Genomic DNA, 23,590 nt, shown 5'->3' on the forward strand with positions numbered 1-23,590 from the left:
TATGGGAGATGATAGCATGAAAATAATAAGGAATGGAAAAATAATACTTGAGAACAAAGTTCTAAAAAATAAAGCATTATTTTTCAAAGAAAAAATTTTAGATATAATAGATGAAAAAAATTTAGAACAGTATATTAATAAGAATAATATAAAAGGATATGAGATTATAGATGCAAAGGGCTACTATATTTCACCAGGCTTTATAGACATACACGTTCATGGTTGTGGGGGTAGCGACACTATGGATGGAACTTTAGAAGATGTAAAAACCATAAGTAGGAATGTGTGCAAAAATGGAGTAACAGCATTTTTACCTACTACTATGACTATGGCTAAGGAGAAGATTTATAAAGCGTTGAATGCTATTAGAGAAAGCATGGGTAGTATAGCAGAAGGAGCAAAAATTTTAGGTGCACATATGGAAGGTCCTTTTATAAATCCGAAATATAAAGGTGCACAAAATGAAAAATACATAGAAAAACCAGATTATGATTTCATTAAAGACTATTTAGACACAATAAAAATCATAACTTTAGCACCGGAAATGGACGAGAAATATCAGTTTATAAAAAAGGTTAAAAAGGATACAAATATAATATTATCTATAGGTCATACAGATGCTACTTATGAACAAGCCATAGAAGCTATGGAGTTAGGAATTACCCATGGAACACATACATTTAATGCTATGACACCACTACATCATAGAAAACCTGGGGTTGTAGGAGCAATAATGAATAGTAATGTTAGTTGTGAATTAATAGCAGATAAAATACATGTGCATCCAGGTGCATTTAATGTACTAATAAATGTAAAGGGTTTTGACAAAGTAGTATTAATTACAGATTGTATGAGAGCAGGAAATTTAAATGATGGAAATTATGATCTTGGAGGACAAAAGGTAATAGTAAAGGATAACTCTGCAAGATTGGAGGATGGAACACTAGCTGGAAGTATTTTAAATCTAAATAACGGAATAAAAAATATACTTGAAAATACAAATCTAAAAATACAAGAAGTAGTGGCCATGGCTAGCATAAATCCAGCTAGAGTTATAAGTGTAGATAAGAGAAAAGGAAGCATAGAAATAGGAAAGGATGCGGATTTCACTATTTTTGATGAAAAATTTAATATAAAGGCTACTATAGTGGAAGGAAACGTAGTTTTTAGGGCCTAAGAAATAGTAAGTAATATGTAGAATGATATAGCTTATATTTTAATATTAGCACATAGTTTATATCTTAAGGCACATTCAAATAAATAACAAATCAGTATGCTAGTGTATTTTGCGTCATACTGAGTCAGCAGAACCCACCGATAGTACTAGCTATGGAACCTGCTTTCTTGTCTGACACAAAATATACCAGCATCTTTGAAATGTTATTTCTTTTCATGTACCTAAATAATATTAATAGTAAATAATATAAAGGAGAAGGGAATAGAATATGAGGATAATAATTGTAGAAAATTACGAGGAAATGAGCAAAAAAGCAGCTATAATGATGGCAAGTCAAGTTATATTAAAGCCCAATAGTATACTAGGGTTAGCTACAGGCAGTACTCCAATAGGCATGTACAAGGAATTAATTAACATGTACAAGAATAGAGAAGTAGATTTTTCTAGTATAAAGACTTTTAATTTAGATGAATATTATGGTTTGGAAAAAAGCAATGAACAAAGTTATCATTATTATATGAATAAAAACTTGTTTAATCATATAAATGTTGGTGAAGAAAATATTAACATACCTAATGGAATGACAGAAAATATAGAAAAAGAATGTTTAGAGTATGATAAAAAAATAGAAGAGGTTGGCGGCATAGACATACAAGTATTAGGTATAGGTGGGAATGGCCATATAGGATTTAATGAACCAAATGCTACCTTTGAGACTGGAACACATCTAGTTAATTTAAATGAAAAAACAATAAAGGACAATTCAAGATTCTTTAATTCCATGGATGAAGTTCCTACAACAGCAGTAAGTATGGGAATAAAGACAATAATGATGTCTAAAAAGATTTTATTATTAGCAAATGGAAAAGGAAAGGCAGAGGCTATAAGAAAAACTATAGAAGGTAAAATAACTCCAGAAGTACCAGCTTCAATTCTTCAATTACATAAAGATGTAACATTTATAATTGATAAAGAAGCTGCTAGCGAATTAAGTACAATGGAATATAATTACTAATAATATAAATTATACAATTAAATCATAAAAAGGTACAATGAGGAGGAATTATGAAATTCCTCCTCCATGACTTGCATAAGAGTTCGAAACAATAAATTTAAACAGTTCCTTTGCTTCTTATGCAAGTCATTACAGAGAAATTTCATAATTCAAGTAATGTAATACTTTTTGTGGGATAATCATTATATTGTAAAACCTTGCGGTATAGCTTAGTAGAATACGAATTAAAGCAAAAGCTTTTACGAGGTGGAGGAAGTAGGAATCCCCATGCCCTTGTGGCTGGAGTAAGCTCACAAAGTAGCCTGGTGTATCAATACTAGATATATTGAGAAAAAACTAGAAATAATCCGAAAAAGGAGTTTAATTTTAATTATTAAAGTATTGAATGCGTAAACACATAAAATATTATGATAAAATATCACTTGTCGCTAAGAAACGACAAGAAAATTTAATAAAAAATGTTTTATAAAAGTTGACAAAGTCGAATTTAAGTGATATAATAAAAGAAGTCGCTTAAAAACGGCAAACTGGTCTTTGAAAATTAAACAGAGATGATGATGATGAATCATAAAGTCAGTGAATTTGAGTTTGAGATTGAACTTTTAAATTGAGAGTTTGATCCTGGCTCAGGACGAACGCTGGCGGCGTGCCTAACACATGCAAGTCGAGCGATGAAGTTCCCTTCGGGGAACGGATTAGCGGCGGACGGGTGAGTAACACGTGGGCAACCTGCCTCAAAGAGGGGAATAGCCTCCCGAAAGGGAGATTAATACCGCATAAAATTACGAAATCGCATGGTTTTGTAATCAAAGGAGCAATCCGCTTTGAGATGGGCCCGCGGCGCATTAGCTAGTTGGTAAGGTAAAGGCTTACCAAGGCGACGATGCGTAGCCGACCTGAGAGGGTGATCGGCCACATTGGAACTGAGACACGGTCCAGACTCCTACGGGAGGCAGCAGTGGGGAATATTGCGCAATGGGGGAAACCCTGACGCAGCAACGCCGCGTGAGTGATGAAGGCCTTAGGGTTGTAAAGCTCTGTTATCTGGGACGATAATGACGGTACCAGAGGAGGAAGCCACGGCTAACTACGTGCCAGCAGCCGCGGNAGATTAAAACTCAAAGGAATTGACGGGGGCCCGCACAAGCAGCGGAGCATGTGGTTTAATTCGAAGCAACGCGAAGAACCTTACCTAGACTTGACATCCCAAGAATACTGTGGAAACACGGTAGTGCCCTTCGGGGAACTTGGTGACAGGTGGTGCATGGTTGTCGTCAGCTCGTGTCGTGAGATGTTGGGTTAAGTCCCGCAACGAGCGCAACCCCTATTGTTAGTTGCTACCATTAAGTTGAGCACTCTAGCAAGACTGCCTGGGTTAACCAGGAGGAAGGTGGGGATGACGTCAAATCATCATGCCCCTTATGTCTAGGGCTACACACGTGCTACAATGGTCGGTACAACGAGACGCAAGACCGTGAGGTGGAGCAAATCTCAAAAACCGATCTCAGTTCGGATTGTAGGCTGCAACTCGCCTACATGAAGCTGGAGTTGCTAGTAATCGCGAATCAGAATGTCGCGGTGAATACGTTCCCGGGCCTTGTACACACCGCCCGTCACACCATGAGAGCTGGTAACACCCGAAGTCCGTGAGGTAACCGTAAGGAGCCAGCGGCCGAAGGTGGGATTAGTGATTGGGGTGAAGTCGTAACAAGGTAGCCGTAGGAGAACCTGCGGCTGGATCACCTCCTTTCTAAGGAGAACATGAAAAGGAAGTCACCTTTTCGTAAATTATGACAAGTTCACTGAAATCTCTGTTTAATTTTGAGAGACCAGATCTCTCATCAGTAGCTAGACGCTATGAAATTAGCAAACTAGCAACTGAAAAGTTGTTCTTTGAAAATTGCACAGTGAAGAAAGTAGAAATTATTACAATTGTGATGATTTCACTGGAGAATCAATTATAGAAACAAACTTATTAGATAATCTAATAAGTGCTAATTTGCAACAAAATCAAAGATTTTAAGATGAATTAAGGAAACTCAATCAGCAGAGCTGATGAGTGTTAATTTGTTACAAAATCAGAGATTTTGACAAATTATACAGGTCAAGCTACAAAGGGCGCATGGCGGATGCCTTGGCACTAGGAGCCGACGAAGGACGTGATAAGCTGCGATAAGCTGTGGGTAGGCGCAAATAGCCTGTGAACCACAGATTTCCGAATGGGGCAACCTGCTCAGCTACGCTGAGTACTGTATGCTGAATTCATAGGTATACAGAGGCAAACCCGGGGAACTGAAACATCTAAGTACCCGGAGGAAGAGAAAGAAAAATCGATTTCCTAAGTAGCGGCGAGCGAACGGGAAAGAGCCCAAACCTAAGTCTTCGGATTTAGGGGTTGCGGATAGATCATAACGTCTTAGATTTTCTAATCGAAGAGAGCTGGAACGCTCCACCACAGAAGGTAATAGTCCTGTAGGTAAAAGAAATATAAGATAGATCTACTCCAGAGTACCACGAGACACGTGAAACCTTGTGGGAAGCTGGGAGGACCACCTCCCAAGGCTAAATACTACCTAGTGACCGATAGTGAAGAAGTACCGTGAGGGAAAGGTGAAAAGAACCCCGGGAGGGGAGTGAAATAGAACCTGAAACCGTGTGCCTACAAACTGTCGAAGCACTTTACATGTGTGACGGCGTGCTTTTTGTAGAACGAGCCAGCGAGTTATGGTATGTAGCAAGGTTAAGCACTTAAGGTGCGGAGCCGCAGGGAAACCGAGTCTGAATAGGGCGATTAGTTGCATGCTGTAGACCCGAAACCGGGTGACCTATCCATGGCCAGGTTGAAGCGGAAGTAAAATTCCGTGGAGGACCGAACCACGTTGGTGTTGAAAAACCATGGGATGAGCTGTGGATAGCGGAGAAATTCCAATCGAACTCGGAGATAGCTGGTTCTCCCCGAAATAGCTTTAGGGCTAGCGTCAGGTAATTGAGTAATGGAGGTAGAGCACTGAATAGGCTAGGGGGCATATCGCTTACCGAACCTTATCAAACTCCGAATGCCATTTACTTTTATCCTGGCAGTCAGACTACGAATGATAAGATCCGTGGTCAAGAGGGAAACAGCCCAGACCATCAGCTAAGGTCCCAAAGTGTAAGTTAAGTGGTAAAGGATGTGGGATTTCTAAGACAACTAGGATGTTGGCTTAGAAGCAGCCACTCATTTAAAGAGTGCGTAATAGCTCACTAGTCAAGAGATCCTGCGCCGAAGATGTCCGGGGCTCAAACTTACCACCGAAGCTATGGATATACTATGTATATGGTAGGGGAGCTTTCTGTACGGGTTGAAGTCGTACCGTAAGGAGCGGTGGACTGTACAGAAGTGAGAATGCTGGCATAAGTAGCGAGAAATGAGTGAGAATCTCATTGGCCGAAAATCTAAGGTTTCCTGAGGAAGGCTCGTCCGCTCAGGGTTAGTCGGGACCTAAGCCGAGGCCGAAAGGCGTAGGTGATGGACAATCGGTTGATATTCCGATACCACCATGATCCGTTTGAGAAATGGGGTGACGCAGTAGGATAGGATGTGCGCACTGATGGATGTGCGTCTAAGCACTTAGGATGATTGAACAGGCAAATCCGTTCAATCTTAAGTCTGAGGTGTGATGGGGAGTGAAATTTTAGTAGCGAAGTATCCAATTCCACACTGCCAAGAAAAGCCTCTATCGAGGAAAATGGNAACCCTTAGATAAATCTAAGGGTTTTTTGTTGTAAAAAACGTTAACTTATTATTTTTCTATACAATAAGCTAATATTTTCTATATAATCAAAATAATAAGTTCCAAGTGGTAAGGATAACTTTAAAAAGTTTTGAAAAGAGTTTAAATGTGGCAATTAAGATATAAAATAACCCCCTTTTAGCAAACGAAGTAGTTTGGTAAACTTAGTTACTTATAATTTACTAAAAGGAGTTTAATTGTAATGGATTAGTTGTATATTAAATTTTTATGATATCATTAATCTTGTGAGCTACGTTTTTAAGGTTTTCGGCATTGCTAGCTAATTCTTCGCTGGTTGCTGCAGTTTCAGTTACTGAGTCAGATATAGTTTTAAATTTGTTTATGACATTTTCAGTTGTAAAGGATATTTCTTTATTAAAATTTACAACATTGTTAGTTTCACATACCATGGATTTTGTGAATTCATCTATTGAATGTATATCTTTATTAGATGATTTTAATTGTTCTACCATATTGTTAAGGCTTTCAACTGTAGAGCTTAATATATTATTACCATTTTTAATTTTGTCATTATTTCCTATCATATGATCTTCTACTTCTCTAATATGTATTTTTAATTCACTTATAATTTTTTCCACATCTTCCAGGGAAGCGTTAGTGCTTTCAGCTAATTTTCTTATCTCATCAGCTACTACTGCAAAACCATTTCCTAAATCTCCAGCTCTTGCTGCTTCAATGGAAGCATTTAATGCCAATAAATTAGTTTGCTCGGAAATACTTCTAATAATTAATAGTATATTATCTACTTCTGCAGACTTTTGTTGAAGGATATTTGTGGAATCCAAAGTTACATCTATGCTTGAGGCAATTTCTTGTATTATATCTAGAGTTTTCCCTAAGGAGTTCTGATTTTCATTTGATACCTCAATAAGTTTTGATGATGTTTCGCTAGTATTGCTTATATTTGAGGAAATGCTTTTGGTATTTTCAAGAAAATTATTTAGTATAGATATATTTTTCGAGGTTTTTTCTAATATACTTTTAGAATCTTCTGTTAAAGTATAACCTGTATTAGCTATATTTTGAATAGAAAGACTTTCTTGATTTGCTATATCAGCCAAAACTTTACTAGATTCAAGTATGGATTTTGAGCAGTCAGAGGATTCGTCTAGTATATTTTTCATGTTATTACGTTCTATGGTCAGTTCATTTTCATTTTCATCTATTTTTTTCAATAGATTAGCAGCAAAATAAGCAAATGCATAAATACCTAATAAGGTTAGTATAACAGTTATTCCCCTTATAAGTAATTCAGAAGTACGTAGATTTCCTTGAGGAAGGATGCTAGAATTAAACTTCCAAACAATTGATACACTTATTACTGCCATGACAATGGAGGTTGTCAGCATTTTTAAGTCTAAAAACAATGCACCTAGTATCACAAAATAAAATATAAACCACCACAGATCTTTAGATGGAATTGTAAAAGTTAAATATAAATAGTGCACATATGTAATTATAAGTATTGCCATTTTTAAAAACTTAAAGTTTTTTTGTATCAATACTCCTTCTTTTATGGTCATTTTATACATTGAAAATAGAACGGATATTTCTACAAGGGTTAAAATACCTAACTTAATCAATGTAGACCATTTTAGTTGTTCGTTTATTCCGAATTTTTTTAGAAATGTAAAGAAAATAAGAGAAAGTATACAACTAAAAGAATAAATGAGTATTACAAACTTTAATGTATCTTTTTGATATGAAATTATAGTTTTTTCATCTTTCACTAATTGACACCCTTTCTTTATAAATATTGTTAGCAGCGTTATTAACAGCAAGCAATAATATTATCGTTTGTAATTATAAAAAATTTAACGATTTTACAATATAATAGTAGATTTATGAGAAAATAATATAGTTATTGAATAATATGCAAAAAATTGATAATATATTTTTAAAAGGTATATATAGTTTCATTAAATATTTAATTAAAATTATAAATATAAATATAAAAGTTTTAAAATAGACGAATGGGAGTGACAGATTATGGGGTTTAGAAATGTAAATATCATAGGCACAGGTGTGTACCATCCAAAGAAAAGGGTAGGAAACGAATTTTTTATTAAACATTTTGACAATAAGGATGTAGACATAAGGGCACTTTTAAATAATCTAGGGAGGAAATATAGATATGTAATCGATAATAAAGAAGAAAATGCATTAACTATGGCGCTAGAAGCCTCTAGGGAGGCATTAAAAAGTGCAAATATATCACCAGAACAATTAGATATGATAGTATTTTCATCAGATACTCCAGAATATTTAACGCCATCTAATGCATTAATAATAAATAAAGAATTAAATGCCCAAAATGCACATATAGTATATGATTTAAATTCTAATTGTGTAGGAATGGTTGTTGCATTGGATCAAGCATCTAGAATGATGAAAACAAACGATGATATAAGATATTGTTTGGTGTGTGGAGGATTATACGTGTCTTCAATAGCAAGAGAAGATTGTAAGTACACTTATCCTGCTTCTGGGGATGCAGGAGCAGCCCTTATATTAGAAGCTAAAGAGGAGAAAACTCTTAGAGGAGTATTAGATTCAAAATATACCACTGTCTCTAAATATTATGATACAATAATGTCTCCAGCTTGTGGTATGACAAAAGCTAGACATAATGATGTAGGAGAATATGAAAAAAAGCAAAGGTGGAGAGGATTTCATTTGGATTTTTTTGCTCCAGAATGGGCAAAGGCAATTACATATTTTTCAAAAAAATTTCATTTTACAATTGATGATATAGAGCTTTTTTTATTATCTCAATATTCAAAGCAATTTATTACGGAAACTGCTAAATATTTAAATATAGAGGATTACCATGATAAATTCACTTATATTGGAGATAAGTATGGATACACTGGCACAACTAGCCCGATAGTAGCTTTTCATCATGCTGTTAAGGGCAAGGATATACCTAGAGGAGCTAAAGCAGTATTTTGTTCTGTAGGTGCAGGAGTAGCTATGTGCTCAGTACTTTATGAATTTTAATTTGGACAACTTATAAGAGAAATTTTTATATACTATTGAATATTTTGACTTTTTGTGGTATCGTTAGATTGTAAAATTTAAAAAAGAAAAATTTAGGTTATTAATATTAAAAGGGAAATTGGTGAAAATCCAATACAGCCCCCGCTACTGTAAGAGGGACGAAAGTTGACTATGCCACTGTATTATACGGGAAGGCCAACAAGTAGAGAGAACTTAAGTCAGGAGACCTGCCTAAGATTTTAAAGTATGCCTTCGGAGGGAAGAGACTACTTATAATTTATTGTATAATTTTAATGGATTAATTCTGTTAAATAGATGATTATAAGAAAAAATTCCCTAACCTATTGGTTAGGGTTTTTTATTTGTGTGTATCTTCTCACCTCAATTATTGAATATATTTATTAGCTCTATTTACTATTTAAATCCTGTGATTTATTTAAAATAAATATAAAAATTAAGAGGGGGATATAAAATGCGTAAAGAAAAACTTAAATTAGCTGCAGCTCTTGCATTACTAGCAGTTATTACGCCTTCCACTGTACAAGCTATGCATATAATGGAGGGATTTTTGCCAGCAAAATGGTGTATTTTCTGGGCTATAGTTACAATACCATTCTTAGTAATGGGAATTAAAAATTTAAATAAGATATTTAAGGAGCAGCCTAATAAGAAAATATTAATTGCTTTAGCTGGAGGATTTGTTTTTGTGTTATCTGCTTTAAAGATACCGTCAGTTACAGGAAGTTGTTCACATCCAACAGGAGTAGGGCTTGGAGCAATTTTATTTGGACCTACAATTATGAGTGTGCTAGGTATAATAGTTTTATTATTTCAATCATTATTACTTGCTCATGGTGGACTAACTACATTAGGTGCAAATACATTTTCTATGGCAATAGTAGGACCTTTAGTATCCTATGCAATATTTAAACTTTTAAAGAAAAACAATGTTAAGACATCAACTTGTGTATTTTTCGCAGCAGCTTTAGGAGATTTAGCTACATATGTTGTTACAGCTACTCAGTTATCTATAGCTTTTCCAGCTACATCAGGAGGTATAGGAGCTTCACTTGTAAAATTCTTAGGTATATTTGCAGTAACTCAAATACCTTTAGCTATAGCAGAGGGACTTTTAACTACTGTAGTTTACAACCTACTTTTAGATTATAAACGTGAAGGGGTGTTAAAAGATGAAAGCATCAACTAATACGGGCACTTCAACAAAAAAGAAGAATATAATTTTACTTTTAATAACATTGGCACTTATTATAACTCCTTTAGTATTTAAGAGCGGAGCTGAATTTGCAGGTGCTGATGATCAGGCAGAAGGGGCTATAACGGAAATAAACCCAGGATATAAACCATGGTTTGAAAGCATTTGGGAACCACCAAGTGGAGAAATAGAAAGTTTACTTTTCTGTGCACAAGGAGCTATAGGTGCAGGGGTTATAGGATATACATTAGGTTATTTTAAAGGAAAGAAAAAAAGTGCTTCTGATAGATAAATATGCATACACCAATAGATTAAGAAATTTTAATCCTATGGCAAAATTCTTTTTTGCCATAGGAATACTAATTTTATCCCTAAATATGAGGGATTATAGATTTAATCTATGTATTTTTCTATTTCTACTGATACTAACAGTAGGAGTTGCTGGAATTCCTTTTAAAAAGTATACTAAACTCCTTTGTATCCCTACAGCTTTTTTAATTGTGAGTCTTATAACTATTTTAATATCCTGTTCTCCTAAAAGGGAATTGTTTTTATGGGCACTACCACTGTCAAAAAATTACATAGGCATAACTAGAGATGCAATTGTTACCTGCAGACATGTATTTTTCAGAGCTATGGCTTGTGTAGCTGCCACATATTTTATGGCATTAACTATACCTATGAATCAACTTATAGTGGTTTTTAAAAAATTTAGATTGCCTAAGGTATTTATTGAACTTTTAATATTAATTTATAGATTTATATTTATATTTTTAGAAGAGTGCAAGGAAATACACACTGCTCAAGAAATGAGATTTGGGTATAATAATAGAAAAAATTCTTATAAGTCTCTTTCGCTTTTAATACGATGCTTATTTGTAAGAGTTATGCTTAAATATGAAGAATTAATTATATCATTAGAAAGTAAGCTTTATGATGGAGAGTTTAAAATGTAGAATTTAAGATGAAAAAGAAAATATAGTAGATAAATGATAATTGCATGGTGATTTAAATAAGATACTCTTAAAACATAACTTTTAATGGATAAAAGAAGGGGATGAAAATATGCTTAGGACGGAAAATTTAACCTATGTGTATGAGGATGGAACTGTAGCATTAGATAATATTAACATAGATATGAATAAGGGAGATAGAATAGGAATAATAGGGGCTAATGGTTGTGGAAAGTCAACACTTTTTTTAAATATCATAGGAATATTAAAACCTAAAAAAGGTTCGGTAATTTATGAGGGTGAGAAAATTCAATATAATAAGAAGTTTTTAAGGAAATTTAGGCAAAAGGTAAGTATAGTTTTTCAAGATCCAGATAAGCAAATATTTTATTCTAATGTGTATGATGATGTGGCTTTTGCTCTTAGAAATTTAGACTTTCCTGAGGATACAATAAAAGAGAGAGTAGAGTGTGTATTAAGAAAAACAGGAGCTTACGAATTTAAGGAAAAACCGGTACATTTTTTAAGTTATGGTCAGAAAAAAAGAGTAGCTATGGCAGGTGTTTTAGCTATGGATAGTGATATAATATTACTTGATGAACCTACTGCAGGATTGGATCCAGTGATGACTGAAAGTGTCACAGAAATAATACATAAGCTAGGAGAAGAGGGCAAGAAGATAGTTATATCTAGCCATAACATGGATTCTATATATGACATATGTGATTATGTGTATGTACTTAGTAAGGGCAAGGTAGTAGGAGAAGGAAGTGTAGAGGAAGTATTTACAAAGGAGGAGCTTCTTAAAGAAGCTGGTCTAAATCAGCCTTGGCTTGTAAAACTTCATAAAAATTTGCAGGTGCCTTTGTTTAAGAACGAGGAAGGTTTTTATAATTATTGGAGGGAACAATATGGAAATAGCAGTAGTAGGAGTTAATCATAATACTACTCCTATAGAAGTTAGAGAAAAAGTTTCTTTTACCGAAACTAAAAAGATAGAAGGAATAAATTATTTACTGGATGGACGCATTAATGAAGCGGTTATTTTATCTACTTGTAATAGAAGTGAAATATACATATGCAGTAATAAGATAAATGAGGGAATAAAAGATGTAGAAAAATTCTATAAGGAATTCTTTCATATAAATCATATACATGACTATATATTTGTGAAGAAAGGTAAAGAGGCTATAAATCATATTTATATGGTGGCTGCAGGCATGGATTCTGTGGTATTAGGAGAGGATCAAATTTTAGGACAAGTTAGGGAGGCTCTAGAATTTTCTATGGAAGTCGGGGGCAGTAAAAAGATACTAAATAAGCTTTTTAGAGAAGCTATAACTGCTGCTAAAGATATAAAGTGTAGGCTTAAGATATCCGAAATACCTCTTTCAACTAGTTATATTGGTATTAAACTTTTAAAAGAGCAACTACAATCCTTAAATGGTAAAAAGGCTCTTATAGTAGGTGCAGGAAAAATAAGTAGTTTAAGCTTAAAATATTTAAAAGAAGAGGGTTTAGATGAAATCTATATAACCAATAGAACTCATGGAAAATTAAAGGATTTGTGTTTTCAGTTTCCGGAGCTTAAGACTATAAAATATGAAGAAAGATATTCTCTTTTAAATGATATAGATATTGTCATAACTGCTACATCAGCTCCACATATGATATTTACTAAGAAGGATATGCCAAACATTAAAAAAGAGCTTTATATAATGGATTTGGCTCTTCCAAGGGATGTGGAGGAAAAGGTTGAAGGAATGAAAAATGTACATCTTTATGATATAGATGATCTAAAGAAAACTTCTGAGGAAAATTTAATAAAAAGAGAAGAACTAGCTAAAGAGGCTTTGGAGATAATAAGAGAAGATGTGGAAGAATTTATAGAGTGGCTTGAAAAGGTAAAGGTTGATCCTGTTATAAAATCTTTGAATGACAGATGCAGTGAAATTCAACAAGATACTTTAGATTACATAAATAGAAAATTAGATTTAGACTGTAGGGAAAAGAAGATAATAGAGAAGATGTTGGGTTCTGCTTTAAAGAGGGTTATAAGAGAACCTATAAAGAACCTTAAGGATATAAAAGAAACTGATCATATGGATACCTATATAGATATGGTGAATAAATTATTTGATTTTTAAGGAGAAGAGATATGTTCTATCCACTTATGATAGATTTGGATAATAAAAAAATAGTATTAATTGGTGGGGGACACGTGTCCCTTAGAAAAAGTAAGAAGTTTTTAGAGTATGGAGCTGAAGTTTATGTTGTTGCTCCTAGCTTTCAGGAATATTTTTCTGTTTTAAAAGAAGCTTATGCAGAAAAGCTTTGTTTAGTTAAAGATAATTATAAAAGTGAATATATAATGGATGCTTTTTTAGTAGTAGCCTCAACTAATTCAAAGGAGGTAAATAGTAAAATAGCATCTTTTTGTGTTGAAAAAAACATACTTTGTAATGTAGTTGATGATATAGAAGATTCAAGTTTTATAGTACCCTCTACAGTGAAAAGGGGCGACCTTTTAATTTCAGTGTCCACTTTAGGGAATAGTCCATCCCTTTGTGCTAAAATAAGAAGGGAGCTGGAACAAACTTATGGTGAAGACTATGAAGAATACGTCAGTTTGCTTGGGAAAGTAAGAAAAATTATTCTAGAAACTTGTAAGGATAATAGTGAGAAGAAAAATATTTTAAATAACTTAGCAAATTTGAAGCTACAAGAGCTTAAGGATTTTTATAAACAATTAAAAATAAATCCTTATAGTTATAAATGTATGAGTGACTTATAAATTACATAATTCCACCACATTGTACCTTTTTGTGGTTTGATCATTTATATATATTCTAATTTAGGAAGGGAGATTTTAAGAGCATGAAAGTAATTGTTGGGTCTAGGGGCAGTAAATTGGCGATTACACAAACTAATTGGGTTATAGATAAGATAAAAAAAGCGAATCCACATGTGGAAGTGGAGCTTAAAGTGATAAAGACAAAGGGAGATAAAATTCAAAATGTAGCCTTAGATAAAATAGGAGATAAGGGTATTTTTGTTAAGGAAATAGAGCAAGAGCTTCTAGAAGGAAAGATAGACATAGCAATTCACAGCATGAAGGACATGCCATCAACTCTTCCAGAGGGACTTAAGTTTTCTTATGTGCCAAAGAGGGAGGACTTTAGAGATGTGATAATTCTTAGAGAAGGGTATAATTCTTTAAAGGACTTGCCACAGGGAGCTAGAATAGGTACAGGCAGTAAAAGAAGAAAATATCAGCTTTTAAAGTATAGACCGGATTTAGATATAGTACCTATAAGGGGGAACATAGATACTAGAATAAGAAAAATAGAAGAAGAAAATCTTCATGGAGTAGTCTTGGCTGCAGCAGGTGTAAATAGATTAGGTATGGATGACAAAATCAAGAATAGAATTTTTTATGTAGACGAGGAAATAATACTTCCAGCACCAGCGCAAGGAATCCTTGCTATAGAGATAAGAAAAGATGATACCAAAATAGAAGAAATATTAAAGCCTATTCACCATGAAGAAAGCAAAACTCAAGCGGAGGCCGAAAGAGGATTTCTAGAGGCCATAGAGGGAAGTTGCCACATACCTGTGGGAGCTTTATGTACGGTAAATGGAGAAGAAATTAGTATAGATGGATTGTTTGGTTTAGAAGATGGAAGTGTAATGGTTAGAAAAATTGTAAAAGGAAAAAAAGAAGAAGCTAGAGAACTGGGACTTAAATTGGCGGAAGAAATCAGAGAGGAGATGAAAAACGTTGAAAGGTAAGGTATACTTAATAGGTGCAGGACCTGGAGATTATGAATTACTTACTTTAAAGGGTCTTAACTGTATTAGAAAAGCAGACATAGTTGTTTACGATAGACTTGCTAATGATAGCTTTTTAAAGGAAACTAAGGCAGGTTGTGAATTTATATATGTAGGTAAAGAGTCTAAAAATCACACTAAAACTCAAGATGAAATAAATGAAATTATAGCAGAAGAAGCTTTAGAGGGTAAAACCGTTGCAAGACTTAAAGGGGGAGACCCTTATGTATTTGGAAGAGGTGGAGAAGAGGGCGAATTTCTTTTAGAAAAAGGTGTGGATTTTGAAGTAGTTCCCGGCATAACCTCTGCAATTGGAGGTCTTTGTTATGCAGGTATACCTATAACTCACAGGGACTATGCATCATCTTTTCACGTTATAACAGGTCACCTAAAGGAAGAAGATAAGGAATTAAACTGGGAAGCACTAGCTAAATTAGATGGAACCCTTGTATTTTTAATGGGTATGGCTAATCTGCAAAATATATGTAATAACTTAATAGAACAGGGTAAATGTAAGGATACACCAGTTGCCATAATAAACTGGGCTACAAGACCGGAACAAAAGGTAGTAACAGCAACATTAGAAACCATATATGAGGTGGTACAAAGAGAAGGAATAAAACCACCTAGCCTTATAGTTGTTGGTGGTGTAGTTGCTTTAAGAGATAAGCTGAACTTCTTTGAAAAAAAGCCTTTATTTGGTAAAAATATAGTGGTTACAAGAGCAAGAACTCAAAGTAGCAAATTAGTAGAGGAGCTAAAGAGCTTAGGTGCTGATGTTGTAGAGTTTCCAACTATAAAAATAAAAGAAATAATTCCTAATGAACAATTAGATAATAGTATAAGATGTTTAAAGGAATATTCTTATGTAGTATTTACCAGTATAAATGGAGTAAATATATTCTTTAAAAGGCTGATGAATTTGGGCTTTGACAGTAGAGTTTTTGGAGGTACAAAAATAGTAGCTATAGGATCTTCTACAGCTAAAGAGCTTACTAAGTACGGGCTTATAGCGGATATAGTTCCAGATAAGTTTGTAGCAGAGGAATTATTTAAGGAATTGGAAAATGTTATAACTAAGGAAGATAAGGTGCTTATTCCAAGAGCTAGTGAAGCTAGAGAAATTTTAGTTGAGAAATTAAGCAAATTATGCTTTGTTAAAGAAGTTAAAATATACGATACTGTAGCAGGAGAGGGAAAGAGAGAAAAAATAATAGAACTTTTAAAGGATGGTAAAATAGACTACATAACATTTACTAGCTCCTCTACAGTTAAAAATTTAGTTAAAATATTAGGTGAGAAAAATTTAAGCTTATTAGATGGGGTGAAACTCATGTCTATAGGACCTATTACTTCTAAAACCATAGAGGAGTTTGGACTTAAAGTTTATAGGGAAGCGGAAGAATATACTATTAGTGGACTAGTGCATAGTTTACTAGCGTGCCAGTATTAGTGGGCTAGGGTGTCAGAGGGCTAGAATGCTAGTTGTTGTAAATCTCTAGTCTCAATTGTCAATTCTCAACTATAACTGAGAGTGAGAGATTAGTTTAGGAATGACATTGAATATTTTAAATTTAGGAGATATCTTTAGTTATTTAAAATATAAATAAAAGTAATTAAATATAGTAAAATGTACTTATGAAAAGGAAGTGAGTACATTTGAAGAATAATAACTATAAACCAAATGAATTTGCAGAATTAATTAATGTATCAGTTAGAACATTACAAAGATGGGATAATGAAGGAATATTAAAAGCATTTAGAACACCAACAAATAGGAGATATTATACTTATGAGCAATACAAAGAAAATATAAGAAAAAGATAAAGGAAGATGAAGAAGTTGAAAAAAGCATACAAAATAGAGATTAAACCAACAGAAGAACAGAGAACTAAAATTCATCAAACTATTGGTGTAAGCAGGTTCATATACAATTTTTATATTGCTCATAATAAAGAAGTTTACGAAAAAGAGAAAAAATTTATTAGTGGTATGGATTTTTCTAAATGGCTTAATAACAAATATATTCCTAATCATCCTGACAAAGCTTGGATTAAAGAAGTGTCTTCCAAAGCTACTAAACAAGCCATTATGAATGGAGAAAAAGCATTTAAAAAATTCTTTAAAGGGGAAAGCGGCTTTCCTAAATTTAAGAAAAAGAAAAATCAAGATGTTAAAGCTTATTTTCCTAAGAATAACAAATCAGATTGGACTATTGAAAGACATAGAGTTAAAGTACCAACTTTAGGTTGGATTAGATTAAAAGAATTTGGATACATTCCAGTTAACTCTATAGTTAAAAGTGGTACAGTAAGTCAAAAAGCAGATAGATATTTTGTTTCAATTTTAGTTGAAGAAGCTATTAATTTAGACAATAAATCTTATTCAGAAGGAATAGGCGTAGACCTTGGATTAAAGAATTTTGCAATTTGTAATAATGGTTTATCTAAAAAGAATATTAACAAAACTAAAACAGTTAAAAAAGCAGAAAAGAAACTAAAACGTGAGCAAAGAAAGCTTTCAAGAAAATATGAAAGTTTAAAATTAAGAAATAAAAAAGAGAAAGGAGAAGCTACTCGTCAAAATATCCAAAAACAAATAGTAAAGGTACAAAAACTTCATCAAAGACTTACAAATATAAGAACTGATTATATAAATAAAACAGTGAATGAGTTAATAAAACAAAAACCAAGTTTTATAACTATTGAAGATTTAAATGTAAGTGGAATGATGAAGAATAGACATTTAGCTAAAGCGGTTGCTGGGCAAAAGTTTTATGAATTTAGAACTAAGCTTATTTCAAAAGCTAAACAAAATGGCATTGAGATAAGAATAGTTAATAGATTCTATCCAAGTAGTAAAGTGTGTAGCTGTTGTGGAGCATATAAGAAAGATTTAAAACTATCTGATAGAGTTTACAAATGCAGTTGTGGGCTTTCTATTGATAGAGATTTAAATGCTTCAATAAATTTAGCTAATGTTAAAGAATATAAGATAGCTTAATTAAACAAGCACTTATATGTGTACCCAAGGCTATTTGGGGAATTAACGACTGCGGAGTACTATACAAACTGTAGTAGCTTAGGCAAGACAGAGTACGTTGAAGCAGTAACAATCTCAATATGGATACATTTGACCATGTTTTGAGTAGCAGGATTTGAAATGAACATTGTAAAGAGACCTAGAAGGCTTAGGGTAAATGAAACTATAAGAAGTATTGTAAGAGAAACAAAAATAAATATTGAGGATCTTGTTTATCCTTTGTTTGTGGTAGAAGGAGAAAACATTAAAGAAGAAATTAAGTCTATGCCAGATAATTATAGATTTTCTATAGATAAATTATTAGAGGAAGTTAAAGAACTTCAGGAATTGGGTATAAAATCTATATTGTTATTTGGAATTCCGGAGCATAAGGATGAGTGTGGAAGTGATGCTTATGACGAGAATGGAATAATACAAAAGGCAGTTAGAGCTATAAAGGTTAATTTCCCTAAGATGTATGTAATAACTGATATTTGTATGTGTGAATATACATGTCATGGTCATTGTGGTATTTTAACTGAGGATGGATATGTTGACAATGATAAGACTTTAGAATATCTTGGTAAAATAGCAGTAAGTCATGCTTTGGCAGGAGCAGATATGGTGGCACCATCAGATATGATGGATGGTAGAGTTGGATACATGAGAGAAGCCCTTGATAAGGCGGGATATGTTAATGTTCCAATAATGGCTTATAGCGCAAAATATTCCTCAGCTTTTTATGGACCATTTAGGGATGCTGCGGATTCAGCACCATCTTTCGGAGATAGAAAGGCTTATCAAATGGACCCTGCTAATATAAATGAAGCTGTAAGAGAAGTGGAGCTTGATATAGAGGAAGGCGCTGACATAGTTATGGTAAAACCAGCACTTCCATATCTTGATGTTATAAGAAAGGTTAAGGATACCTTTAACATTCCAATAGCAGCTTACAATGTAAGTGGAGAGTATTCTATGATTAAAATGGCAGTAGATAACGGACTTTTAAACGAGTCAGCTATTATGGAATCTTTAGTTTCTATAAAGAGAGCAGGAGCGGATATTATTATAACGTATTTTGCAAAATATGTGGCAAAAGAAATAAGAGATAAATAACTCAACTTTCGCATATAAATTTTAAGCTCTACATTATACAAGGTAAGAAGTAAAAGTGAAAAGTAAGAAGTAATAGGTAAAAAGAAAGAGCTATTGAAAAATTTCAGCAAAGCTGAAATTTTACTACAACTATTACTTCTTACCTATTACTTATCTGTAAATTTTAAATTATATATTGAAAGGGAAAGGTGAAAAAAGTGAAACATTGCAATTCAGAGAAGCTTTTTGAAGAAGCTCAGAAATACATACCTGGAGGCGTTAACAGCCCTGTTAGAGCATTTAGATCTGTAGGATTAAATCCTATATTCATAGAAAGAGGCAAAGGCTGTAAGATTAAAGATGTAGATGAAAATGAATATATAGATTATATATGTTCTTGGGGTCCTTTAATGCTTGGACATAGCAATGAGGAATTACTAGAAGGTATAGAAGAAGTCGTTAGTAAGGGAACGAGCTTTGGAGTGCCTACAGAAATAGAAGTCAAAATGGCTAAATTTATAGTAGAAGCTTATCCATCTGTAGATATGGTGAGAATGGTTAACTCAGGAACAGAGGCCACCATGAGTGCGTTAAGAGTCGCAAGAGGATATACAAATAGAAACAAGATAGTTAAATTCGAAGGTTGTTATCATGGACATTCAGATGCTCTTTTAGTTAAATCAGGCTCAGGAACTATAACCTTTGGAGTGCCTACAAGTCCAGGAGTTCCTGCGGATACAGTAAAGGACACTTTAGTTTGCAAGTACAATGATATGGAAAGTGTAAAGGAAGTATTTAAAAAATATGGTAATGATATAGCTGCAGTTATAGTAGAGCCTGTAGGTGGAAATATGGGAGTAGTTCCAGGAAAAAAAGAGTTTTTACAAGGATTAAGGGATATAACTAAACAATACGGATCAGTTTTAATATTTGACGAAGTAATAACAGGTTTTAGAATTGCCTTTGGAGGAGCTCAAGAAGTGTATGGTATAGAACCAGACATGACTTGTTTTGGAAAAATAATAGGGGCAGGTCTTCCAGTAGGTGCTTATGGAGGAAAGAAAGAAATAATGGAAATGGTATCGCCAGTAGGTCCTGTGTATCAAGCGGGAACTCTATCAGGAAACCCATTAGCTATGCATATGGGATATAAAAACTTAAACATATTAAAAAATAATAAGCACATATATGAAGAATTGGAACAAAAGGCCATAAAGCTTGAAAAAGGAATAAATGAAAATATTAAAGAACTAGGAATAAAGGCAACAGTAGTTAGATTTAAAGCAATGCTTTGCCTGTTCTTAGCAGAAGGGCCTTTTGACAACTTCCAAGAAGTTATGAAGTGTGATACAGAAAAATATGCTGTATACTTTAAGGAAATGTTAGATAGAGGAATACTTCTTCCACCAGCACAATTTGAAGCTATGTTCTTGTCAGCTGCCCATGGTGATGAAGAACTTGAGTATACTATAAAATGTAATTATGAAGCTTTAAAGGTTGCATTTCAAAAATAGATAAAGAAAAATTTCAGCTTCTATTAAACTGGGAGATGAGTGTAATAAAATTCTATAATAATGATTTTTAATAACAATTCGAAGTTTCAGTTAGAATATAAGTTCTAGCTTAAGCTTCGATTTTTTTATTTTGATTGATCATTAATTATACTTTATACCTAAAAGCTAAGAAGTAAATACATGGATAAAAATATAATTGTTTATAAAAAAGGGGCTTTACATTTACAAAGTACTGGTGTATTATATCAGTAGAACACTAACACGTTGGTACTGGTATAAGATTTAATAAAAAATAAAAAGTATGGAGGTGGCAGTAAATAGAGATGATTGAAAAATTTGATGAAAAGCTTCCAATCTACATTCAAGTGGCAAACATTATTAAAAAGCAAATTATATCTTCAAAATTAAAAGAAGGAGATAAATTGCCATCTGTAAGAGAATTATCTTCAATTTTAAAGGTCAATCCCAACACTGTTCAAAGAGCATATGGAGAGCTTGACAAGGAAAAGTTAACTTTTACTCAAAGGGGTACCGGATCTTTTGTTATAGAAGATAAAAATAAAATTAATAGCTTAAGAAGAGAGATGGCTAATGAAGTTATAGAATTCTTTTTTAAAGAGATGAAGGAATTAGGATTTAAATCAGAAGATATAAAAGATATAGTTGTAGAAAAGATTCAAGGGGAGGAAAAATAAATGGAATATATTTTAAGTTGTAAAGATTTAACTAAAAATTATTTTACTAAGACAGCATTGAAAGACGTAGATTTAAATATACCAAAAGGAAAAATAATAGGACTTTTAGGGCCAAATGGTAGTGGGAAAACAACTTTTATGAAAATTGCAGCAGGTATATTAAGGCAGTCTTCAGGAGAAATGATGATAGATGGACAAAGGCCGGGAGTACATTCAAAGGCAATAGTCTCTTACTTGCCAGACAAAACTCATCTGTATAAATGGATGAAAATAGATGATGCAATACAATTATTCAAGGATTTTTATGAAGATTTTGATGAAGCTAGAGCTGATGAACTTCTAAAGTTTATGAAGTTAGAAAGAAACATGAGTGTAAAAGAGTTGTCTAAAGGAATGTACGAAAAGTTAAGTCTTACTTTAGTCTTATCTAGAAAGGCCAAACTTTATATATTAGATGAGCCTTTGGGAGGGGTTGACCCAGTGGCAAGAGAGCAAATACTTGATGCCATTATAAATAATTGTAATGAGGAAAGTTCTATGATAATAACAACACATTTAGTTAGAGATATAGAAAGAGTTTTTGAAGATGTAGCATTTTTAAAGGATGGACAAATAGCCCTTTATGGTAATGCAGAAGAGCTTAGAATGGAAAGAGGAAAATCCATAGATGAACTATATAGAGAGATATTTGGGGAATAAAGTTAGTTGTTTAATAAAAAAGATTAAGGTTATAATATCTAGTTATCCAGGGAGGTATATACAATGGGAAAATTAATGAAATATGATTTAAAAGGTGGATATAAAAAGTTTGCTATACTTTTTATAATAACAATTCTTTTAGATACGATTATATTATTGAAATTGAATAGTGATAATGTGCCATTAAATACAATGTTTATTTTCTTAGTGGCTTTTGCTTCTACACTAATGGTTTTAATATTTTGTTCTAGTGATTTTGAGAAGGAGTTATATGACGAACGAGCTTATTTAACATTTACTCTACCAGTTAAAGGAACACAGATAGTAGCTTCTAAAGTAGTGGTATATTTAATATGGGCAATTATAAATTCGATAATAATTGGTATATTTTTCATGATGTATACAAAAAAAATCACAGGCATTATGGGCATAAGTAATGTAGCTTTTAGTGATCATGTATACTGGCCAGTTATTTTAATAAACTTAATTAGAGCTATTTTTTCTATGGCTTCATTCATTTTATTGATACATCTATGCACTATATTGCCAAGATTAGCTAATTTAAATGTTAAATTAGGAAAATTTATGTCTGGAGTTATTTTTATAGCTATATTAGTTGGTATAGGTTATTTAGGGACAAAAATAGCACAAGCATTTCCTAAGGAGATCTATATAAGTTCTAAGGGAATTACAGATTATGCAGTTATAGAATCAAGTGTTATGGATAACATAACCGGGCTAAATGGAATAGTATTGCCATTAAAAGTTACTGTTATAAATATTGCTAGTAGTATATATGATATAGTTCTATTTATAATATTCTTTGCAGCTAGTTCTTATCTTTTAGAGAAAAAGATAGACTTAAAATAGGAACTAATTAAGTGGTTATAGTTAAAAAACATTTATGAAATAAAAAAAGCAGTAAGGAGACGTGAAGTACTTACTGCTTTTCTTTTAAATTATTTTCATTATATTTTTTATATGCGTATAAGTAAGTAGGAAAATTAATAATAAGAATAACTATAAAAATTACAATAAACTTAATAGACATATTACTATAATTATATAAGTAAATACTAACATAAATTACAAATTAATCAATATATATGCGTGGAACATATAAAAACTTTTCCTAGTGTGTCCACATAAGAAATATTGAGAAAAACAGATGAAAAAGAAGAAATAATAGAGTAATACGGTTAAATTGATAAAAACATGATAAAAACAAGCATATATACATGATATTATATAACACGTCGCTGAAACACGGCGAGAAAGTTCAACATAAAATAAACTTTATAAAATGACTTGTAAGGTTAAAACAAACCTAAAAGTTCAAAAAAAGTTTAAAAATATGTTGACAGAAAAAGTGGTTAGATGATATAATAATCAAGTCGCTTGAAGCGGCAGAGAAAATTGGTCTTTGAAAATTAAACAGAGATGATGATGATAAATCATAAAGTCAGTGAATTTGAGTTTGAGATTGAACTTTAAATTGAGAGTTTGATCCTGGCTCAGGACGAACGCTGGCGGCGTGCCTAACACATGCAAGTCGAGCGATGAAGTTCCCTTCGGGGAACGGA

Annotated in this window: 18 protein-coding genes, 2 rRNA genes, 1 pseudogene, 1 riboswitch and 1 other annotated feature; of the genes and pseudogenes, 20 read left to right on the plus strand and 1 reads right to left on the minus strand. The window is 32.9% G+C overall.

Annotated elements, in window-relative coordinates:
* Positions 1 to 16 precede the first annotated feature (16 nt).
* The 3 genes from nagA (at position 17) to C1715_RS01050 (ending at position 3,942) form a co-directional block, all read left to right on the plus strand.
* The gene (nagA, locus tag C1715_RS01040) at positions 17 to 1,177 is read left to right on the plus strand and encodes an N-acetylglucosamine-6-phosphate deacetylase (RefSeq protein WP_102398830.1); all 1,161 of its coding nucleotides are present in this window, start codon (positions 17 to 19) and stop codon (positions 1,175 to 1,177) included.
* A gap of 268 nt (positions 1,178 to 1,445) precedes the next feature.
* A complete protein-coding gene (gene nagB, locus C1715_RS01045; RefSeq protein WP_102398831.1) occupies positions 1,446 to 2,192 on the plus strand; it encodes a glucosamine-6-phosphate deaminase in 747 nt (248 codons plus the stop codon).
* Positions 2,193 to 2,795: 603 nt separating this feature from the next.
* A 16S ribosomal RNA gene (locus C1715_RS01050) occupies positions 2,796 to 3,942 on the plus strand.
* Between the two features lie 352 nt (positions 3,943 to 4,294).
* Positions 4,295 to 6,016, plus strand: a sequence feature (23S ribosomal RNA rRNA prediction is too short).
* Between the two features lie 167 nt (positions 6,017 to 6,183).
* Here the strand turns inward: C1715_RS01050 and C1715_RS01055 are convergent.
* Positions 6,184 to 7,716, minus strand: a complete 1,533-nt coding sequence (locus C1715_RS01055) for a methyl-accepting chemotaxis protein (RefSeq protein ID WP_102398832.1) — start codon at positions 7,714 to 7,716, stop codon at positions 6,184 to 6,186.
* Between the two features lie 259 nt (positions 7,717 to 7,975).
* On the opposite strand from C1715_RS01055, the gene C1715_RS01060 reads away from it, so the two are divergent.
* The 17 genes and pseudogenes from C1715_RS01060 to C1715_RS01140 form a co-directional block, all read left to right on the plus strand.
* The gene (locus C1715_RS01060) at positions 7,976 to 8,986 is read left to right on the plus strand and encodes a ketoacyl-ACP synthase III (RefSeq protein WP_102398833.1); all 1,011 of its coding nucleotides are present in this window, start codon (positions 7,976 to 7,978) and stop codon (positions 8,984 to 8,986) included.
* Between the two features lie 77 nt (positions 8,987 to 9,063).
* Positions 9,064 to 9,235: riboswitch (cobalamin riboswitch) on the plus strand.
* Positions 9,236 to 9,458: 223 nt separating this feature from the next.
* Entirely contained in the window at positions 9,459 to 10,193 is a 735-nt protein-coding gene (locus C1715_RS01065; RefSeq protein ID WP_102398834.1) for an energy-coupling factor ABC transporter permease, read from the plus strand.
* On the plus strand, positions 10,177 to 10,491 hold the full coding sequence (locus C1715_RS01070) for an energy-coupling factor ABC transporter substrate-binding protein (RefSeq protein ID WP_102398835.1): 315 nt from the start codon (positions 10,177 to 10,179) through the stop codon (positions 10,489 to 10,491). Before C1715_RS01065 ends, C1715_RS01070 begins: the two co-directional genes overlap by 17 nt.
* Complete coding sequence (gene cbiQ / locus C1715_RS01075) at positions 10,475 to 11,155, plus strand: cobalt ECF transporter T component CbiQ (RefSeq protein ID WP_102398836.1); 681 nt, start codon at positions 10,475 to 10,477, stop codon at positions 11,153 to 11,155. The genes C1715_RS01070 and cbiQ overlap by 17 nt, the downstream gene beginning before the upstream one ends.
* A 109-nt stretch (positions 11,156 to 11,264) precedes the next feature.
* Positions 11,265 to 12,089 (plus strand): energy-coupling factor ABC transporter ATP-binding protein, encoded by an 825-nt coding sequence (locus tag C1715_RS01080; protein ID WP_102398837.1) that lies wholly within the window; start codon positions 11,265 to 11,267, stop codon positions 12,087 to 12,089.
* The gene (gene hemA, locus C1715_RS01085) at positions 12,064 to 13,299 is read left to right on the plus strand and encodes a glutamyl-tRNA reductase (RefSeq protein ID WP_102398838.1); all 1,236 of its coding nucleotides are present in this window, start codon (positions 12,064 to 12,066) and stop codon (positions 13,297 to 13,299) included. Before C1715_RS01080 ends, hemA begins: the two co-directional genes overlap by 26 nt.
* Before the next feature lie 26 nt (positions 13,300 to 13,325).
* Complete coding sequence (locus tag C1715_RS01090; protein ID WP_242971862.1) at positions 13,326 to 13,946, plus strand: precorrin-2 dehydrogenase/sirohydrochlorin ferrochelatase family protein; 621 nt, start codon at positions 13,326 to 13,328, stop codon at positions 13,944 to 13,946.
* An 83-nt stretch (positions 13,947 to 14,029) separates the two neighbouring features.
* The gene (hemC, locus tag C1715_RS01095) at positions 14,030 to 14,944 is read left to right on the plus strand and encodes a hydroxymethylbilane synthase (RefSeq protein ID WP_102398840.1); all 915 of its coding nucleotides are present in this window, start codon (positions 14,030 to 14,032) and stop codon (positions 14,942 to 14,944) included.
* Positions 14,934 to 16,436 carry a uroporphyrinogen-III C-methyltransferase gene (gene cobA, locus C1715_RS01100; RefSeq protein ID WP_102398841.1) on the plus strand — a complete coding sequence of 501 codons (1,503 nt, stop codon included), beginning with the start codon at positions 14,934 to 14,936 and terminating at the stop codon, positions 16,434 to 16,436. The genes hemC and cobA overlap by 11 nt, the downstream gene beginning before the upstream one ends.
* Positions 16,437 to 16,642: 206 nt before the next feature.
* Positions 16,643 to 16,839: pseudogene (locus C1715_RS01105) on the plus strand (MerR family DNA-binding transcriptional regulator); the annotation flags it as partial.
* Positions 16,817 to 17,986 carry an RNA-guided endonuclease InsQ/TnpB family protein gene (locus C1715_RS01110; RefSeq protein WP_180963951.1) on the plus strand — a complete coding sequence of 390 codons (1,170 nt, stop codon included), beginning with the start codon at positions 16,817 to 16,819 and terminating at the stop codon, positions 17,984 to 17,986. The pseudogene C1715_RS01105 and the gene C1715_RS01110, both read left to right, overlap by 23 nt.
* Positions 17,987 to 18,145: 159 nt before the next feature.
* Positions 18,146 to 19,120, plus strand: coding sequence for a porphobilinogen synthase (hemB, locus tag C1715_RS01115; RefSeq protein ID WP_102398843.1), 975 nt, complete (start codon positions 18,146 to 18,148; stop codon positions 19,118 to 19,120).
* 188 nt (positions 19,121 to 19,308) lie between these two features.
* Complete coding sequence (hemL, locus tag C1715_RS01120) at positions 19,309 to 20,613, plus strand: glutamate-1-semialdehyde 2,1-aminomutase (protein WP_102398844.1); 1,305 nt, start codon at positions 19,309 to 19,311, stop codon at positions 20,611 to 20,613.
* A gap of 323 nt (positions 20,614 to 20,936) precedes the next feature.
* Positions 20,937 to 21,308, plus strand: a complete 372-nt coding sequence (locus C1715_RS01125) for a GntR family transcriptional regulator (RefSeq protein WP_102398845.1) — start codon at positions 20,937 to 20,939, stop codon at positions 21,306 to 21,308.
* Entirely contained in the window at positions 21,309 to 22,007 is a 699-nt protein-coding gene (locus C1715_RS01130) for an ABC transporter ATP-binding protein (RefSeq protein ID WP_102398846.1), read from the plus strand. It abuts the gene before it with no gap.
* Between the two features lie 63 nt (positions 22,008 to 22,070).
* Complete coding sequence (locus C1715_RS01135) at positions 22,071 to 22,877, plus strand: hypothetical protein (RefSeq protein ID WP_102398847.1); 807 nt, start codon at positions 22,071 to 22,073, stop codon at positions 22,875 to 22,877.
* A gap of 621 nt (positions 22,878 to 23,498) precedes the next feature.
* A 16S ribosomal RNA gene (locus C1715_RS01140) occupies positions 23,499 to 23,590 on the plus strand; the annotation flags it as partial.

The sequence above is a fragment of the Haloimpatiens massiliensis genome (assembly GCF_900184255.1).
GTDB lineage: Bacteria > Bacillota > Clostridia > Clostridiales > Clostridiaceae > Haloimpatiens > Haloimpatiens massiliensis.

What these genes read in the sequence shown, in the direction of transcription:
- nagA (WP_102398830.1), top strand. Translation starts at nt 17, where the DNA reads ATGAAAATAATAAGGAATGGAAAAATAATACTTGAGAACAAAGTTCTA.
- nagB (WP_102398831.1), top strand. Translation starts at nt 1,446, where the DNA reads ATGAGGATAATAATTGTAGAAAATTACGAGGAAATGAGCAAAAAAGCA.
- C1715_RS01060 (WP_102398833.1), top strand. Translation starts at nt 7,976, where the DNA reads ATGGGGTTTAGAAATGTAAATATCATAGGCACAGGTGTGTACCATCCA.
- C1715_RS01065 (WP_102398834.1), top strand. Translation starts at nt 9,459, where the DNA reads ATGCGTAAAGAAAAACTTAAATTAGCTGCAGCTCTTGCATTACTAGCA.
- C1715_RS01070 (WP_102398835.1), top strand. Translation starts at nt 10,177, where the DNA reads ATGAAAGCATCAACTAATACGGGCACTTCAACAAAAAAGAAGAATATA.
- C1715_RS01080 (WP_102398837.1), top strand. Translation starts at nt 11,265, where the DNA reads ATGCTTAGGACGGAAAATTTAACCTATGTGTATGAGGATGGAACTGTA.
- hemA (WP_102398838.1), top strand. Translation starts at nt 12,064, where the DNA reads ATGGAAATAGCAGTAGTAGGAGTTAATCATAATACTACTCCTATAGAA.
- C1715_RS01090 (WP_242971862.1), top strand. Translation starts at nt 13,326, where the DNA reads ATGATAGATTTGGATAATAAAAAAATAGTATTAATTGGTGGGGGACAC.
- hemC (WP_102398840.1), top strand. Translation starts at nt 14,030, where the DNA reads ATGAAAGTAATTGTTGGGTCTAGGGGCAGTAAATTGGCGATTACACAA.
- C1715_RS01110 (WP_180963951.1), top strand. Translation starts at nt 16,817, where the DNA reads ATGAAGAAGTTGAAAAAAGCATACAAAATAGAGATTAAACCAACAGAA.
- hemB (WP_102398843.1), top strand. Translation starts at nt 18,146, where the DNA reads ATGAACATTGTAAAGAGACCTAGAAGGCTTAGGGTAAATGAAACTATA.
- C1715_RS01125 (WP_102398845.1), top strand. Translation starts at nt 20,937, where the DNA reads ATGATTGAAAAATTTGATGAAAAGCTTCCAATCTACATTCAAGTGGCA.
- C1715_RS01130 (WP_102398846.1), top strand. Translation starts at nt 21,309, where the DNA reads ATGGAATATATTTTAAGTTGTAAAGATTTAACTAAAAATTATTTTACT.
- C1715_RS01135 (WP_102398847.1), top strand. Translation starts at nt 22,071, where the DNA reads ATGGGAAAATTAATGAAATATGATTTAAAAGGTGGATATAAAAAGTTT.